Source organism: Sulfurimonas limnophila (assembly GCF_059705345.1).
Genome location: NZ_AP046127.1, coordinates 1285364 through 1301644, shown reverse-complemented (window position 1 = coordinate 1301644; position 16281 = coordinate 1285364). Strand labels below are relative to the sequence as shown.

Genomic DNA, 16281 nt, shown 5'->3' with positions numbered 1-16281 from the left:
TTTTAGCGTTAATTATAGGGTATAAATCTTGATACTGATGGTTGAAATAGTTTTATAGGATATATCATCTGGTTTGATTTTATCTCTATATCGTAACTTCGCTTTTCATTGTTGATGAGATGAGAGAAGTAGTCCATACCGACAGTTGTTGTGTAGTTTATCCAATCATAAACTATGTCATTTTGTAAAATTGAGTTTGTTTCAACTAGAAGATCATCGTTTATAGTTATTGAGTTTGCTATTATCATCTCTTTTCTATCTCTGTATTGCGTCATAGAGAGAAGAAGAGGGTTGTAGTTTGCTTGAGTTGAGAGGATATTTGTTACACTTGTATCGTAAAGCGTTAATTGTGACATTATCATTCCGCTTTTAACAATTGGTGTATTTAAGAAGAAAGAGCCGCCAGAGATTCTTGAGTTATCTTTTATCTGTTTCTCTAGGTTTGTTATCTTTTGAGGAATTTCAAACTTGATAACGCTTCTTTGAGCATTTTGTTTATACGAAAACTCTTCATAGAGTGATAACTGCTGCGCTACTTCTGAGTTATCATAGAAGATTACAAGCGGTGAAGATGAGAATTTCAGTAGCATATCTATCTGCGCTCTATAGTCTATACCACCATAGTAGAGATAGCTAGATGAATTTTGTGTATCTTTTTTGTTGATTGTAGGAAAATAGATATTGATGCTTGGATTTATTTTTGAGATAACTTTCTCTCCAACTTGTGTCATAGGCGCAATCACATACTCAAAGCCATCATCTTTTATTTTATTTAACGCTTTAAATATCTCTTCATAACTCTCATCTTCTATCTTATAGCTTTTGAGTTCAAATGGAGACTCTTTTGAAATTAGATAAGCAAATGAGGCATTTGTAGTTGAGGCTGCGTATCTGCCAATCGTTTTATATGGCATAAGAAGAGCTATACGAATTTTCTTTCTCTTTATGGTTGGTTCGTTTTTTATAACAGGAGCATAATAAACTTTCTCTTTTGATAAAAATTCGCTTTGCATCTCAATGCTGGTGTATGACAGATAAGAGAATATCAAGCCATTATCAAGATACTTCTGCATACACGCTTCATTACAAGGATATGGGTCTAAGTTTTGTACTGTAATTTCAGGAAGAGGAACATTTGATGGTTGTGTACTCCTTGAAAACAGAGTGATAGGAAGCAGAAACAGTGTTAAAAAAATTAGTTTTATCATATACAACTCTTTATAGTTTTTAAATCATTAAATGCAATTTTTTTATCATCAGGGTTTCTTAGTAGATGATTTGGGTGGTGTATTGGGACAAGTTTATAGTTTTTAAAGTCTATAACATGACCTCTTACACTTTGAAAATTGTCATTTTCTGATGTAACTTTAGCATAAGCATCTTTACCTAAAGTTACAACTACTTTTGGATTTATAAACTCTATTTGTGAAAAAAGGTGGTTTTTGCATGAATCCCACTCAGAATCAGAAGGTGTTTTTGAGTTTAGTGGTTTACATTTTATGGCATGTGTAAAGTAGACATCTTCTACTTTTAGCTCTAAAACATTCTCTATCATATTTTTTAATATCTCACCACTTCTTCCAGTATAATAGGAGTTTGAACTATCTTCACTAAGAGAGACAGCGTAGTCTATTATCATAATGTCAGCATTTGGATTTCCATAGCCGCTCATGCTTTGTGTTCTTGATTTGCTCAAATCACACAAGTAACATGTTGAGATATTTTTAGCAAGGGCATTAATGGTTTTTGGTTTTTCATTTTGTGTTTTTTGATTTATAGAAAATGGGTCTATATACTCAAACCCCAATGCTCTTAGCCTGTATAGATTTTCTAAAAGAAGTAAATTCTGAAAAGATTTCAATAATACCCTTTTTTTATCGAATGTTGATAATGGGAGTATATTTAAAGTGTGGTTAAAATCTACTTTATATTTTTAAGATAGAATTGTGCAAATTTATATTTTGGAAATAATTTTGGATATCAAGAACAGCGCCTTAGCGGTTGAAAATTTTGTGTTAACTTCTTCAAGAGAAATAGATGGAGTTTTAGAAAATGTAAGAGGTTTAAAAAAAGATAGGCTTCTTATACAAATAGCTTCATTTATGCACAATACTGTTTTAGTTCAAACCCTAAAGAGTGAACTACAAAAAATGTTCTCAGATACCAAAATAGTACTCCTTAAACATGATGACAAACTAAGAACAGATCTTACATTTTACTCTATTACAAGAGAGATAGACGAAGAAAATATCGAGAGCGAGATACTAAAAGAGCTATATCTTCAAGTAGCAAAAAAAGATTTGAGTATAGGCGAATATAGAAACAAACTTCTTAGCAGATACTTTACAGACCATCTTACAAACCTTCCAAACTTGTATAGATTAAGAAGTGATTTACAAGATTATAAAGATTTCGCGCTTGTTGTTTTCAACATAGACAATTTTCAGACTATAAATAATTTTTACGGCTATGTTGTAGGTGATTTTGTGATAGAGCAGGTTGGAAAATACCTTCAAGAAACTATCTCCGAGCATCATATATATAAATTATCAGGAGATGAATTTGCTTTTATAATTGATAAAGAGATAGGTTTTTATGAGCTTAAAGATTTTTTAGAAGACCTCTATGCAAGAATCAGAAATATAGTTGTTTTTTATCAGGATATAGAGATTTATGTTGATTTTACTCTCGCTTCTTCTATCAACAAAGATAATAAAAATATATTCTCAAATGTATCTATGGCTCTAAAATATGCAAAAGAGAAGGGCGTTAAGTTTTGGATTTATGAAGATAGAATGAACTTTGAAAATATCTATGAGAGAAATCTAAAGCTTTCAGTTGTTGTCAGAGAAGCGGTCGGAAACCTAAGAATTATCCCATATTTTCAAACTATTGTTGATTCTAAAACATTTGAGATAAAAAAGTATGAGTGTTTAGCAAGGTTAATTGACAAAAATGACAAAATACTCTCTCCAAATCTTTTTATACCTATTTCAAAAAAGATAAAAGTTTACAACATTGTTACAAAAACAATTATAGATAAGTCATTTGCTGCATTTGAAGATAGTGAGTATGAATTTAGCATAAATCTCTCTATCGAAGATATTATGTGCAGTGAAATTTTTAATTTTATAATAGAAAAACTAAAGCACTCAAAAGCTTCACACAGAGTTATTTTTGAGCTTCTTGAATCTGATGCAATAGAGGATTATAAAAAGGTTGACCGTTTTATATCTGAAGTAAAAAGATATGGCGCTAAAGTGGCAATAGACGACTTTGGAAGCGGTTACTCAAACTTTAGCTATCTTACAAGAGTCAATGTTGATATTATAAAAATAGATGGTAGTCTAATTCAAAATATAGATGTAGATAAAAATGCATTTACAGTTGTAGAAACTATCGTATCTTTTGCAAAAAAATTGGGTATTGAGACTGTTGCAGAGTATGTACACTCGAGCGTTATTATGGATGTTGTAAAAAATTTGGGAGTTGATTTTTCTCAAGGTTTTTATATTGACGAACCTTCAATTACACCAAAAAAGTTTTAGTATGAATGAAGATATATATTCGCCAGAGATAGACCTTTACGAGTTTAAAGAGCAAGTTGTGGAGTTAAGAAAATATACAAAAGAGTTTAGCGTACTCATTGTTGAAGATTATTTAGTTTTACAGCAGAGTCTGAAGAAGATTTTTACACCTCTTTTTAAAGATGTAGAAGTGGCTTCAGATGGAGTCGAGGGGTTAAAACTTTATAATGATAAAGTTTCAAAAGATGACAAATATGAGATTATCCTAAGTGATATAGCTATGCCAAATATGAATGGTGTGGAGATGACAAAGCATATAAGAGGGATGGATAAGGAGCAGATTATTTTTATATTTTCAGCATATCAAGACTCTGAATATCTAATTGAACTTATAAATCTTGATATAAGACGCTTTTTGGAAAAGCCGATTTCGCTTAAACATCTGTTTAATGAGCTTCTTTTGGTATGCAAGAGTGTTTATAGCAAAAAGGACTTCTCAAACAAGATAGTTATGCGAAGTAATATTTACTACTATAAAAACGAGAGGGAGCTCTTTATAGATGAAAAATCCATAAAATTATCAATTTATGAGAGGCTTATTTTAGAGTTGCTCCTATCCAAGACTAACAGCGCTATATCAAATATAGAAATCATAAATCATCTATATTTTAACGGAGCTGATGTAGAACTTGATAATGTTCGCAAAATTGTCTACAAGCTTAGAAAAAAACTCTCAAATGAGTTAGTAGAGAATGTTCACTCAATAGGTTACCGCATCAAGATATAGCTTTAAACAAAAGACAAAACAGCGACATAACTGCGACATTGGCTAGTTATACTTCTTATACTTTTTAAAAAAAGTAAAAAAGTATTAAAAAATATTGCCGATGAGCTTATATGCAAAAAAACATCTCTCTAAAGTCACTTATCCATAAAAGCTATTTATCGAGCGCACTTGTTCCTGTGTTTGCCATAGAACTTGTGCTTCTTCTTTTATACTTTGGAGTAACTTTTTTTATATCTCAAAAATCTCAAGATATACTTCTTAGCGAAGCAAAATTCTCACTTGGTGAAATAGCCAGTAGAGAGGCTGGAAATATAGATATGCTCTTTAGTGAAGTCAAAAGAGATATGGCTATATTAAAACGAGACCATGAGAGATTTTTTATTTCAAATGAGTGTAGTAACCCAAACGCTAAAGCAGAGTTTGGCAGACATAAAAATGGTGCATTTTATAAGTTAGTAGATAATGGAGGCTCATCCATATATGCACCAAAAGATTTTGAAGCAACACCAAAAAATATGAGAAAGATAGAGTGCAGTGAGGCGATAGACCCTCTTATGAAGTCTATAGTGGATACAAATCCAATTATTACACAAGCATACATAAATACTTATGACAAATTAAACAGACTCTACCCATTTATGAGTGATGCTGCAGCTCAATATGGCGCAGAGCTTGATGCTACAACTTACAATTTTTACTATTTAGCAGATGCAAATTATAATCCGCAAAGAGACGATGTCTGGACAACTGCATATCTTGATCCAGCGGGGCAGGGGTGGATGATATCACTTATTGCACCAATATACAGAGGCGATTTTTTAGAAGGTGTAAGCGGAGTAGATGTTACAATAGAGTCGCTTATAAAAAATGTTCTCTCACTTGATATACCATGGAGTGGTAGCGCATTTTTGATAGATAAAGATGGAACTATTTTAGCTATGCCAAAGCGTATTGAAGAGCTTTTTTCCATAAAAGAGCTAAAAGGGCATAAATATACAAACACTATATCTACAACTATAGAGAAACCAAAAGAGTTCAATCTTCTTAAAAACTCAAAAGAGATGGAAATATTTTTTCAAAAAGCAACTCCGATAGAGACATTTACTATAAAAGGTGCTAACTATATCATCTCTCAAAAAAGCATTCCTCAGACATCTTGGCGTTTGATGATAGTTGTGGATGAATCTATTATATATAGACCAATTATAGAGTTTAAATCTCAAGCACAGATTATAGGTTATGTAGTTATCGCTCTTATGATATTTTTTTATCTTATCTTTTTTATGTATCTTATGAGAAAATCTAACGCTATTTCAGAATATATAGCAGAGCCAATAAACGAGTTATCTATCCTTACTAGCAATCTTGGAAGTAAGCAAAATACTAAACTAATGGAATCAGGCAATATAGAAGAGATTTATAAACTAGTACAAAACTTCAACACTCTTAGCAGTGAACTAGATGATAGAACAAATGCCTATATAGAGTCTCAAATGCGTGAGAAAATGAAAGAAAAAGAGGCTATATCAGCTTATAGAGAGGGACTTTTAGAGAGTGCTGGAGGATATTTGCACAATGTTGGAAACTCTTTGGCTGTTCTTGATTCAAAACTTTTTATATTAAATAGCAGTGCGTTGTCTTTGCAAAAGAGTGAGCTTGGGTTTAACAAGGTCATAGAGATGGTACAAAACTCTAATGCAAACAGCAATGAAAAAGTCTCAATTGAGGTTTTCTTAGAAGAGTTTAAAGAGGCATTAAGTGAGGATATAACTTCTCAGATACTTGATGCATCTTGTGGTATAGAGAGAGTTAAAAACCATGCTTCAGATATGATTAGAGACCAGCAAAACAGACTTGCAAACAGTGATGATAGCGAAAGTTACATATATAGTTTTTCACTAAATAAAATGGTTGGCGAACTTATAGAAGATTATCATTTGGAATCTCTTAGATTTAATATAGCAATAAGATTTCATGAATATGATGAAGTGGTACTGCAAATGATGAAATACAGGCTTCAAAGCGGAGTTGAAAATGTTATCAAAAATGCTATAGAGTCTATATCTTTGACCAAAGAGAGAGGTACCATAGACATAACTATAAAAATAGAGAAAAATATGGTACTTTTGAGAGTTAAAGACAGTGGCTGCGGAGTTAAAATAGATGAAATAAATAAGATATTTAGTTTTGGATATACAACTAAAAAGGGCGGTAATGGTTTTGGACTTCATACACTAAATAATTTTTTAAACAGCATAGGCGGAACCATAAGTATAGTAAATAATGAAAATGAAAATGGAGCAACTTTAATAATGGAGATACCTACAAATGAGCAACTTTAAGATATTTGCTCTTGATGATGAGATACATATACTCGAATTTTATAGAAATATATTAAAGCCTAAAGAGAGTAAGGCAAAGAATTTTTTCGACTCTCTTGAATCAAAAGATGAGATAAAAAATGAGTTTGATTTGCATACTTTTGAGACTCCAAAAGAGTATTTAAAGGCACTTGGCGACTCTTATGAACGAGGAGAGAAGGTTGCAGTTTCTATCATAGATATGCGTCTACCTCAGATGCACGGACTCGAAGTTGCAAAGAGAGCTAGAGAAATTGATGAAAATATGAACATCATTATCGTAACAGCATTTGCAGATTTTTCAGTTGATGAGATACTTGGCAGAATAGAGAAAAATGTTTACTATCTTCACAAGCCATTTAGACACGATGAACTGCTTGTACTTGTTACAACAGGAGTTAGAAACTATCAAACAAACTGCGGTGTTAGCGATATTATGAATGATATTGCTATAGATGCAACACAGGACGGTTTTTGGGATTGGAACCCTGTAACAAATGAGGTTTACTACTCGCCAAAGTGGAAACAGATGCTTGGATATAGTGAGAATGAGATAAAAAACACTCTAGAGGAGTGGTCAAGCAGAGTTCATCCAGATGATATACAAGATGTAATGCAAACATTAAAAATGCATCTGGAGCAAAAAAATGATTACTATATCTCAGAGCATAGGATTCGTGCAAAAAATGGCAACTATATCTGGATACTTGACAGAGGAAAGGCATCGTTTGATTCGGATGCAAAACCTATAAGAGTTACTGGATTTCACTCAGATATAACAAAAAGAAAAGAGCTAGAAGAGCAACTCCAACATGGAAACAAAGAGCTTGAATCAAAATTAGAGACAATAATCAGCTCACAAATGAAGTTAAAAAATACAAATGCTCAACTAGAAGAGCGTTTAATGCAACAGATACAAAAAGGACAAGAGCAAGAAAATATGCTTTTAAAACATGTGCGTCAAGCTGCTATGGGAGAGATGATAAGTATGATAGCACATCAATGGAGACAGCCTATAGCTACTATCTCTATTGTAGCGGACAATATTCTTATGGATATGATGCTAGGAGAGCAGAGTAGAGAGAATACTGAAGAGGGCTTGTCTGTGATAAAAAAACAAGTTTCGCATCTATCGCAAACAATAGATGATTTTAGAAGCTTTTTCGCACCAAACAAATCAAAGGAGCAGACATTTGTAAAAGATGCTATAGAGTCTGCGCTATCTATTATAGAGGCAACTCTGCAGAACTCAAATATAAAAGTTATTAAGATATTAGAAGAGACAAGAGCTATAAACATATATAAAAATGAGATGATGCAAGTCTTCTTAAATATACTAAAAAATGCAAATGACGCACTGCTTTATGCCGAGACTAAAAACCCAACTATAACGATACATAGTTATGAAGATGAGAGAGGAGTTACTATAAGCATAAAAGATAACGGAGATGGAATACAAGAGGAGCTGCTAGAGAAAATCTTTGAGTCATACTTCACTACAAAAAATGAAAAAAATGGAACAGGGCTTGGGCTGTATATGGCAAAAACCATAGTTGAACAGCGATGTCAAGGAACTATAACCGCCAGAAACAGTGATGATGGCGGTGCTGAATTTATCATAAGATTTTCATCTTACTAATGATTTTGATGTAAAATCTCGCTCACTACAACCACCGCTAGGTACAAACAAAATTATTACACTTATAGGCGTCAGAAGATGTGCAAAGACATCTATTCTTTATGAGATGATAAACAAAGATGCGAGTCTATCTTCAATAAGTTTGTAAAAAGCAATAAGTTTTTACAAAAAAAATCCAAACAGCGACATATCAGCGACACTATCAGACTAAGATTACATACTTAAAAAATATTTCCAAAAGAGATAGGATTGAAAATGAGTATTGTAAAAGAGTTAAAAGATTTTGCAAAAAATCTTAGTGTCATAATTGTTGAAGATGATAAAGCACTTAATGAAGAGTTGGTAAATGTTGCCGAGCTTTTCTTTAAGAGAGTCTTTTTTGCTTACAACGGTGTAGAAGCACTTACTATATATAAAAATAACAGCATTGATATAGTTATCACAGATATAACGATGCCAAAAATGGATGGCGTGGTTCTTAGTAAAAATCTAAAACAGATAAATCCAAATCAAGATATTGTAATTATCTCTGCTCATAGAGATATTGAGTATCTCGTAAAACTTGTAGATATAGGAATCAAACAGCTTATATATAAACCATTTGATCATCAAGAGTTGCTCTACAGACTTCTTAGAGTATGTGAGGATAAGGTTCTCTCAAATGGTATGGATGATTATAAAAAAGATTGTTCATCTATGATCAGTGACAAATCTACGTTAAATAAAAATCATGAGAATATAAAAACAATCTATAAGCATACAAACAAAACTATATTTACTTTGAATTCTGAGATGAATGAGGACATAGAGTACTTATTGGAGTTAAGAGATGATTTGCAAACTCTTGTAGATGGCATACACTATGGAGCAGATGCAAAAGATATAAATGCCATAAGTGCGCTTTTATCAAAGATATACACGCTTTTGTCTCAAATAGGGGCTACTACAAATATATCTATAGTTATATTTGAACTTGCAAACTTTTTAGAGAGTATAAATTTCGAGCTGCTAAGTGATGAGCAAAAATCAAAACTTTCAATGATAGAGTTTATATATGATGATATTGCAAAATTTATAGATTTGGTATTTGTAAAAAAAGAGGTGCAGGATACTTCATATCTTGAAGACTCTTTGCGTTCTTCACTAACGCAGTTAAAGCAGAGTGTATTTGATGACTTTTTAGTAGAAGAAGAGCTTGAGTTATTTTAAAAAAAAGGGGATGTTGTGAATATTTTTAAAGAGTTAAAAGAGTTTGCAAAAGATTTGACTCTTCTTATAGTTGAAGATGATATAGCTCTTAACGGGGAACTATATGAGCTATCAAAACTTTTTTTTATGGATGTAAAAGTTGCTAATAATGGGCAAGAAGGACTTGACTTATATAACAAAGAAAAATTTGACATAATCCTAAGTGATGTAACTATGCCAATTATGAATGGTGTGGAGCTTTGTAAAAAAGTAAAAATCATAAATCAAGACCAAGCCATTATCGTACTCTCTGCACATAATGAAGTTGAGTATTTTGTTGAGTTGATTGATATAGGAATACGTCAATTTATACATAAGCCTTTTAAAGATGATGAGTTTTTATATAGGCTTCTTAAGGTTTGTGAAAATGTATCTTTAGCTAAATTTTATAAAGAGGAGAAGGAGTTTATTATGGATGAAGAGACTCCATCTGCAACGGCTCAAGCAAAGCCAAAAAAAGTAGATGATGTTCTTAGCCAAAAACGTCTGAGCAGTAAGAGCTTCTTAACAAACTTGCAAAACAGTGGCTCAGCATGGGGTGTGATAGAGGATGATATAACAACTCTAATTGAGATAAATGATGATTTTGAAGTCTATATAAATGATATTTTTGAGGGAAATTTATCTTATGGGCTACTCTTAAAGATAAGCGGACTTCTAAAGAGAATGCAGACCATACTTTCTCAGATAGATTTTATGAGACAAATGGCTGGACTCTTTTTGGATTTGGCGACATTTTTAAAAGATATAGATTTTGATTCATTAAAAGATGAGCAAAAAAACAAATTCAAGATGGTTGAGTTTATCTATGATGATATATCGAGATTTATTCAGACGGTTTTTGTTTACAAAGATACGATAGATATTTTTTATCTTCAAGATTCACTAGCTAGTTCAATCAAACAGTTAAAAAATTCAGTCCAAAATCTCCCATTAGAAGAGGAGGAGTTTGAGCTATTTTAACTTATAAAAAAAAGTGACAAAAATTTTAAAAAAAAGGATGAAAAATGTCAAAAAAAGTAGTGTTTGTGGATGATAGTAAAGCAGTTCTAGCGTCTGTTGAGTTGGCTGTTGAAGAGCTTGTGGCAAATGGAAGTATCTCTTTTGATACATATTTAAATCCAGTTGAATTTTTAGAAAAAGTTACATCTGGAAACGTTGATTATGACCTCCTCTTTACGGATATAAATATGCCACAGATGAGCGGTCTTGAACTAGCTACAAAATTAAAAGGTGTTGCATCTCTTAGGCAAAAACCTATTTTAGCTCTAACGACTGAAAATTCGCCAGAGATAAAACAGGCTGGAAAAGATATAGGCATAGCTGGTTGGGTTGTTAAACCATTTAGTAACGACAAAATAGTTTTAGCAATTAAAAAAGTTTTAGGGATATAGCATGGCGATAACCCAAAAAACAACAGCCAAGACAAAGTTAACGGCTTCAAGTGCTCAAAAATATCTCTCATTTGAGATAAATGAGGAGATGTATGCAGTTGAGATACTTGATGTCAAAGAAATTATTGCGATGATGAAGTTTACAAAAGTGCCAAAAATGCCAACTTTTGTAAAAGGTGTTATTAACTTAAGGGGTTTAGTTATTCCAATAATAGACATAAGGGTTAAATTTGAACTCTCTGAGATTGAGTATAACGAGAGAACTACAATCATAATAGGGATAGTTGAAGATAGCTTGATAGGCTTTATTGTAGATAAAACAGCTGATGTTTTAAATATAACTCAAGAGGAAATGGCTCCACCTCCAAAGTTTGGTACAGCAATAGATACTACATTTTTAAAATCTATGGCAAAAACAGCTAATGGTGTTGTTATGATTGTGAATCTTATGAAAATATTTTCAGAATCAGAGTTAAACAGTGTAAAACAGATAGAAAAAATAAAAGATATAAAAACAGGAGAAGAAAAATGAAAATGACATTTACTCAAAAGTTGTCTATGATAATTGCGGTGTTGGTAATAGTTGCGATAACAATCGCGTGGTCTGGCTTAAGCGGGGCATCAAGCTTAAATGACTCTATTACAAATTTAACTCAAAAAGAGGCTAAAAAACTTACTGAAATGGGAATCGTAGGAAGATACTCAGAGTCATGCAGAAAAAATGAGAAAAATATTGTTCTCTCAAAAAATACAGATGAGATAGCTGCGTATGCAAACATCATGAAAACAGAAAGACAAGAGATGGACAAGCTTCTTATCAGCATCAAAGAGTTGATAGTAAAAGAGGAAAACAGAGCATTGATTCAGACTTTGCAAAGTGATTTGAAAAAATATGATGAGTTTATAACTGAGATAAAAGCGCTCTCTATCACTTCACTTGGAGAGGGTGAGGAGGCAATTGCGGCTCAGAAAAAAAGTGTTGAGCTCTCTGCTACAAAAGGTTTAGAGTATGGAGAGGCTGTTAGTTCTAGCGTAACTACTATACTAAAAAACAATCAAGACCTTTTAAATGAGATTGATGCTCAAACAACAAAAGATTATGAAAACTTAAGAAATACAAACATTGCCATTGCAGTAGGGGGCATAGCACTTGCACTAATTATTGCTATATTTATGGTTCGTCAGATGATGGCTCTTATCTCAAGCAGTGTTACAAATGTAAGCGAGAATGCAGAGCAGGTTGCAAGTGCTTCAAATCAGATAAGTTCATCTTCACAACAACTAGCAGAGGGTGCGCAAGAACAAGCTGCTTCAGTTGAGGAGATTACGAGCTCACTAACAGAGATGAAAGCGACAATTGAGCAAAACTCTGAAAATGCAAGAGAAGCCGATATGTTGGGCAAAGATGCAAATGAAGCTGCTAAGATGGGTTACGAGCATATCAGAGAACTTAGTACTTCTATGGTTGAGATTAACGATAGCAGTAGAAAAATATCAAATATCATCAAAACTATTGATGAGATTGCGTTTCAAACAAATCTTCTTGCACTTAATGCAGCGGTTGAAGCGGCACGTGCTGGTGAGCATGGTTTAGGGTTTGCTGTTGTTGCAGAAGAGGTTAGAAATCTTGCTCAAAGAAGTGCAACTGCTGCAAAAGATACAGCGGCTATTATTGAGAAGTCTATTGATGATGTACGAAAAGGTAACCAAATCACTGAGCAGACAAATAAAGCGTTTGTTGAGATTTTAGATAAAGTTAAAAAGACAGGCGATATCGTAGGCGAGATAGCCATAGCATCGAAAGAACAAGCAACGGGTATCAACCAACTAAGCGAGGCTATGAGTCAAGTTGACTCTATCACTCAAGTTATAGCGAGTAATTCAGAAGAGAGTGCAGCGGCTAGTGAAGAGATGAGCGCACAAGCTACTAGTATGAAAGTAACTATTGGTGAATTGGCTGGTATCTTTGGCATAGTTGCATCTTCTGCTCACTCTGTAAAGTCGGTGATTCATCATCAGCAAAAAACAGCTTTTCAATCAAATACAAAACAAAACAAAAAAAATACTTTGGTAGTAGCGACTAAAAAGCCATCTGAAGTTCTTCCATTAGATGATGACGATTTAAGAGAGTTTTAACTATGAACTTAAGAGATGGAGTATTAATTATAGATGCAAAATCGAGCAATGACTCTTTAGAGAGTTTGGCAAAAGAGATTTTGCTAAACATAGAAGATGTAAAAGAGGTAATTGTTGATGACGCTCTAGGAGTAGAATCAAGTGCGCTCTTTTCTCTTTTGGTCTCAATTAGAAAAACAGCTCCAAATATAGCGATAGATTTTTTGGATAAGCCTTCTATAAATGTAGAGGGAATTGGAATAGTGTCGTTAGATATAAGAGGATAAGAGATGGATAAGCATGACAGAGTAATGGAGATTTTTTTAAACGAGTGTAAAGAGATTTTAGAGGAGATTGCTCCAAAACTTTTAAATTTGGAAGATACTCCAAATGATAAAATCCTTATCAATGATATATTTCGAGGTATTCACACGCTAAAGGGAAATGCAAACTCATTTGGCTTTGTAAAACTTGGCGAATTTGTACATCACTTTGAAGATTTACTCTCTATCTATAGAAAAGAAGAGAGTGTGCTAGACTCAAGCGAGGTTGATCTCTTTATTCGCTCTTTTGACATTGTGGGGAGTGTCTTTGAGTATGAAGAAGAGGGTATTAATGGTTATCCGCAGAATTATTATGAGATTTTAGGCGAGATAAAAAAGGCACTAAATATAAAAGAGAGCCATGAGCAGAGTTTTGAAGAGATAGTTAGTGCCTCTTCATTTGCTCATGCATCGCAAGAGAGACAAATTGTTGAAAAAATGGTTGAACATACGCAATATGATTTAAAAAATATAGACGGCAAAAAGATATATGAGATAAAACTGGAGCTTGATAGCGATATATATTTAAGAGGATACAATCATCAGATATTTTTTAGACTGCTTGAGAATTTTGGGACTATCATCTACTCAAACTATATTATTAATGAGAGCGTCCCAACATTAGAAGAGTTTAATACAGAACACTCATATATAAAAGCGCTCTACATGTATCTCTTAAGCGAGAGTGATGAGATGGATATTTTAGATATTTTTGAGTTTATAGCGCAAGAGCATGAAGTCTCACTAAGTGTTGTCGAGCTAGAAGATATAAAAGAAATAGAAGTACAAAAGCCAATTAATGAGGCATTACAAGGTATAAACGAGAGCAGTGACGAGAGTGCTAAAGAGCATAAAAGCGTAGCAAAAAGCTCTATTCGTGTTGAGTCTGCAAAACTTGATGAACTCTTTGATTCCATAGGTGAACTTGTAATCGCACAGAGTTACATTAGCCAAAACGAGCAGATTCGTGCAATAAACAACAACGAACTAAACCAGTACCTAGAGATGCTTGGCAAATCAACTAGAATTATTCAAAGCAAGGTAATGAGCCTTAGAATGATTCCTATCAAAGATACTTTTTTAAAGATGAAGAGAGTTGTAAGAGATGTAAGTCTAAAAACAGGCAAAGAGATAGAACTTTTCTTAAGCGGAGAAGACACAGAGATAGATAAAACAATGGTTGACAAGCTCTCAGAGCCTCTAATCCATCTGCTTAGAAACTCTGTTGATCACGGTATAGAAGAGAGCGCTCATGAGAGAATCTCTCTTGGCAAAGAGGGGTGTGGAGATATATATCTAAGTGCTGCACACAAAGGTAGTTCTTTCGTTATAGAGATAAGAGATGACGGCAGAGGCATCGATACATCAAAAATCCTTCAAAAAGCGATAGAAAAAGGGTTTGCAAAAGATGATGTGGCATATACTCAAGATGAAATTATAAACTTTCTCTTTTGTGCTGGGTTTTCAACTGCGCAAACTATAACTGACATAAGCGGACGCGGAGTAGGGCTTGATGCGGTTAAGCAATCTATCGAAGAGCTAAGAGGAAAGATAACTGTTGAGAGTGAGATTGGAGTTGGAACTGTATTTAGAATCATACTTCCGCTTACTCTTGCAATTATTGATGGATTGACAGTTAGAGTTGATAATGAGATGTTAATCGTTCCAACACTATCTGTTGTTGAATCTTTCAGCCCGATAATCAAAGATATACATTATGTAAAAGGCGAAGGGGAGTTTATAAACTATCGAGGCGAGATTTTGCCAATCGTTAGACTAAACAAACTCCTAGCACTAAACAGTTCTAAAACAGAGTTTGAGTACTCTACTTTTATATGCATAGACCATGAAAGAGGAAAATATATCATTCAAGTAGATGAATTACTCGGACGTCAGCAGGTGGTTATCAAATCTCTTGGAGTTCTAAGCAACAATGTAAAAGAGATTTCAGGTGCAGCGATTTTGGGAACAGGGCAGATTGCTCTTATCTTAAACACTGAAGGCGTGAGAGAACATCTAGATTTTGAGTATAACGCATGAATATGGCAGCGTATGAAATCTCAAAATCAGAGTTTAAAGAGCTTAGTGAATTTGTCTACAAAGAAGTAGGCATTCACTTGGCTGAACATAAAATTATGTTGGTTCGAAGTCGGCTCTCAAAAAGGTTGCGAGATTTAAATCTGCGTTCATTTAAAGAGTACTTAGAGTATCTGCATGAAGATGATTCTGGCGAAGAGATGATTATGCTTATAAATGAGATAAGCACAAATGTCACAAGCTTTTTTCGTGAACAGTCACAGTGGGATTTTTTAGAAAAAGAGGTAAAAGAGTTTGAAGCGGCAAAAAAAAGAACGCTTAGAATCTGGTCGGCAGCTTGTTCTAGCGGTCAAGAACCATACACCATAGCTATATTTTTGCTCTCAACTCTAAAAAATCCAAAAGATTGGGATATAAAAATCTTAGCTACTGATATATCTGAAAATATCCTCCAAAAAGCTATGGACGGGTGTTATAGTACTCAAGAGATAGGCACTTTGCCAAAAAGTATGCTGGTCAAGTTTTTTGATAAAAAAAACATTAAAACTAAGCAGGGAGATGAACTCTGCTATGAGATAAAACCATTTGTAAAATCTATGATTACATTTAGGAGTTTTAACCTTGTTTATGGGGATTATTCAAAGATTCCTCAAAGTTTTGACATGATTTTTTGTAGAAATGTAATGATATATTTTGACAAAGAGACAAAAGATGGTGTTGTTAGAAATCTTAGTTCAAAAATCCTCAAAGACGGATATTTTTTCATAGGACACAGTGAGAGCTTGGTAACAATGAAAGATGGAATTTTAAAAATGCAAAAACCATCTATCTATAAAAAACAGTAAAAGGAA

At 33.3% G+C, this 16281-nt stretch carries 13 protein-coding genes and 2 pseudogenes; 13 read left to right on the top strand and 2 right to left on the bottom strand.

Annotated features, from left to right (window positions below):
• Positions 1-8: 8 nt before the first annotated feature.
• A complete protein-coding gene (locus AC6H33_RS06645) occupies positions 9-1208 on the bottom strand; it encodes a hypothetical protein (protein WP_497604101.1) in 1200 nt (399 codons plus the stop codon).
• A complete protein-coding gene (locus tag AC6H33_RS06640) occupies positions 1205-1861 on the bottom strand; it encodes a uracil-DNA glycosylase (RefSeq protein WP_497604100.1) in 657 nt (218 codons plus the stop codon). The genes AC6H33_RS06645 and AC6H33_RS06640 overlap by 4 nt, the downstream gene beginning before the upstream one ends.
• 112 nt (positions 1862-1973) lie before the next feature.
• On the opposite strand from AC6H33_RS06640, the gene AC6H33_RS06635 reads away from it, so the two are divergent.
• The 13 genes and pseudogenes from AC6H33_RS06635 (at position 1974) to AC6H33_RS06575 (ending at position 16275) form a co-directional block, all read left to right on the top strand.
• Positions 1974-3548 carry an EAL domain-containing protein gene (locus AC6H33_RS06635; protein WP_497604099.1) on the top strand — a complete coding sequence of 525 codons (1575 nt, stop codon included), beginning with the start codon at positions 1974-1976 and terminating at the stop codon, positions 3546-3548.
• A gap of 1 nt (position 3549) precedes the next feature.
• A complete protein-coding gene (locus AC6H33_RS06630) occupies positions 3550-4314 on the top strand; it encodes a response regulator transcription factor (RefSeq protein WP_497604098.1) in 765 nt (254 codons plus the stop codon).
• Between the two features lie 110 nt (positions 4315-4424).
• A complete protein-coding gene (locus AC6H33_RS06625; protein ID WP_497604097.1) occupies positions 4425-6656 on the top strand; it encodes an ATP-binding protein in 2232 nt (743 codons plus the stop codon).
• Positions 6643-8313: a PAS domain-containing sensor histidine kinase gene (locus tag AC6H33_RS06620; protein WP_497604096.1), complete on the top strand. Its 1671-nt coding sequence runs from the start codon at positions 6643-6645 to the stop codon at positions 8311-8313. The genes AC6H33_RS06625 and AC6H33_RS06620 overlap by 14 nt, the downstream gene beginning before the upstream one ends.
• A 255-nt stretch (positions 8314-8568) precedes the next feature.
• Positions 8569-9522 (top strand): response regulator transcription factor, encoded by a 954-nt coding sequence (locus AC6H33_RS06615; RefSeq protein WP_497604095.1) that lies wholly within the window; start codon positions 8569-8571, stop codon positions 9520-9522.
• 15 nt (positions 9523-9537) lie between these two features.
• A complete protein-coding gene (locus AC6H33_RS06610; protein ID WP_497604094.1) occupies positions 9538-10524 on the top strand; it encodes a response regulator transcription factor in 987 nt (328 codons plus the stop codon).
• A 44-nt stretch (positions 10525-10568) separates the two neighbouring features.
• On the top strand, positions 10569-10955 hold the full coding sequence (locus tag AC6H33_RS06605; RefSeq protein WP_497604093.1) for a response regulator: 387 nt from the start codon (positions 10569-10571) through the stop codon (positions 10953-10955).
• A 1-nt stretch (position 10956) separates the two neighbouring features.
• Positions 10957-11487, top strand: coding sequence for a chemotaxis protein CheW (locus AC6H33_RS06600; protein WP_497604092.1), 531 nt, complete (start codon positions 10957-10959; stop codon positions 11485-11487).
• Positions 11484-11879 (top strand): annotated as a pseudogene (locus AC6H33_RS06595) (MCP four helix bundle domain-containing protein); the annotation flags it as partial. The gene AC6H33_RS06600 and the pseudogene AC6H33_RS06595, both read left to right, overlap by 4 nt.
• 228 nt (positions 11880-12107) lie before the next feature.
• Positions 12108-13091: pseudogene (locus AC6H33_RS06590) on the top strand (methyl-accepting chemotaxis protein); the annotation flags it as partial.
• Positions 13092-13093: 2 nt separating this feature from the next.
• Positions 13094-13357 carry a hypothetical protein gene (locus AC6H33_RS06585; protein ID WP_497604091.1) on the top strand — a complete coding sequence of 88 codons (264 nt, stop codon included), beginning with the start codon at positions 13094-13096 and terminating at the stop codon, positions 13355-13357.
• Positions 13358-13360: 3 nt separating this feature from the next.
• Positions 13361-15433: a chemotaxis protein CheA gene (locus tag AC6H33_RS06580; RefSeq protein ID WP_497604090.1), complete on the top strand. Its 2073-nt coding sequence runs from the start codon at positions 13361-13363 to the stop codon at positions 15431-15433.
• Between the two features lie 2 nt (positions 15434-15435).
• The gene (locus AC6H33_RS06575; RefSeq protein ID WP_497604089.1) at positions 15436-16275 is read left to right on the top strand and encodes a CheR family methyltransferase; all 840 of its coding nucleotides are present in this window, start codon (positions 15436-15438) and stop codon (positions 16273-16275) included.
• Positions 16276-16281: the final 6 nt, after the last annotated feature.

What these genes read in the sequence shown, in the direction of transcription:
- AC6H33_RS06645 (WP_497604101.1), bottom strand. Translation starts at nt 1,208, where the DNA reads ATGATAAAACTAATTTTTTTAACACTGTTTCTGCTTCCTATCACTCTG.
- AC6H33_RS06630 (WP_497604098.1), top strand. Translation starts at nt 3,550, where the DNA reads ATGAATGAAGATATATATTCGCCAGAGATAGACCTTTACGAGTTTAAA.
- AC6H33_RS06625 (WP_497604097.1), top strand. Translation starts at nt 4,425, where the DNA reads ATGCAAAAAAACATCTCTCTAAAGTCACTTATCCATAAAAGCTATTTA.
- AC6H33_RS06620 (WP_497604096.1), top strand. Translation starts at nt 6,643, where the DNA reads ATGAGCAACTTTAAGATATTTGCTCTTGATGATGAGATACATATACTC.
- AC6H33_RS06615 (WP_497604095.1), top strand. Translation starts at nt 8,569, where the DNA reads ATGAGTATTGTAAAAGAGTTAAAAGATTTTGCAAAAAATCTTAGTGTC.
- AC6H33_RS06605 (WP_497604093.1), top strand. Translation starts at nt 10,569, where the DNA reads ATGTCAAAAAAAGTAGTGTTTGTGGATGATAGTAAAGCAGTTCTAGCG.
- AC6H33_RS06600 (WP_497604092.1), top strand. Translation starts at nt 10,957, where the DNA reads ATGGCGATAACCCAAAAAACAACAGCCAAGACAAAGTTAACGGCTTCA.
- AC6H33_RS06585 (WP_497604091.1), top strand. Translation starts at nt 13,094, where the DNA reads ATGAACTTAAGAGATGGAGTATTAATTATAGATGCAAAATCGAGCAAT.
- AC6H33_RS06580 (WP_497604090.1), top strand. Translation starts at nt 13,361, where the DNA reads ATGGATAAGCATGACAGAGTAATGGAGATTTTTTTAAACGAGTGTAAA.
- AC6H33_RS06575 (WP_497604089.1), top strand. Translation starts at nt 15,436, where the DNA reads ATGGCAGCGTATGAAATCTCAAAATCAGAGTTTAAAGAGCTTAGTGAA.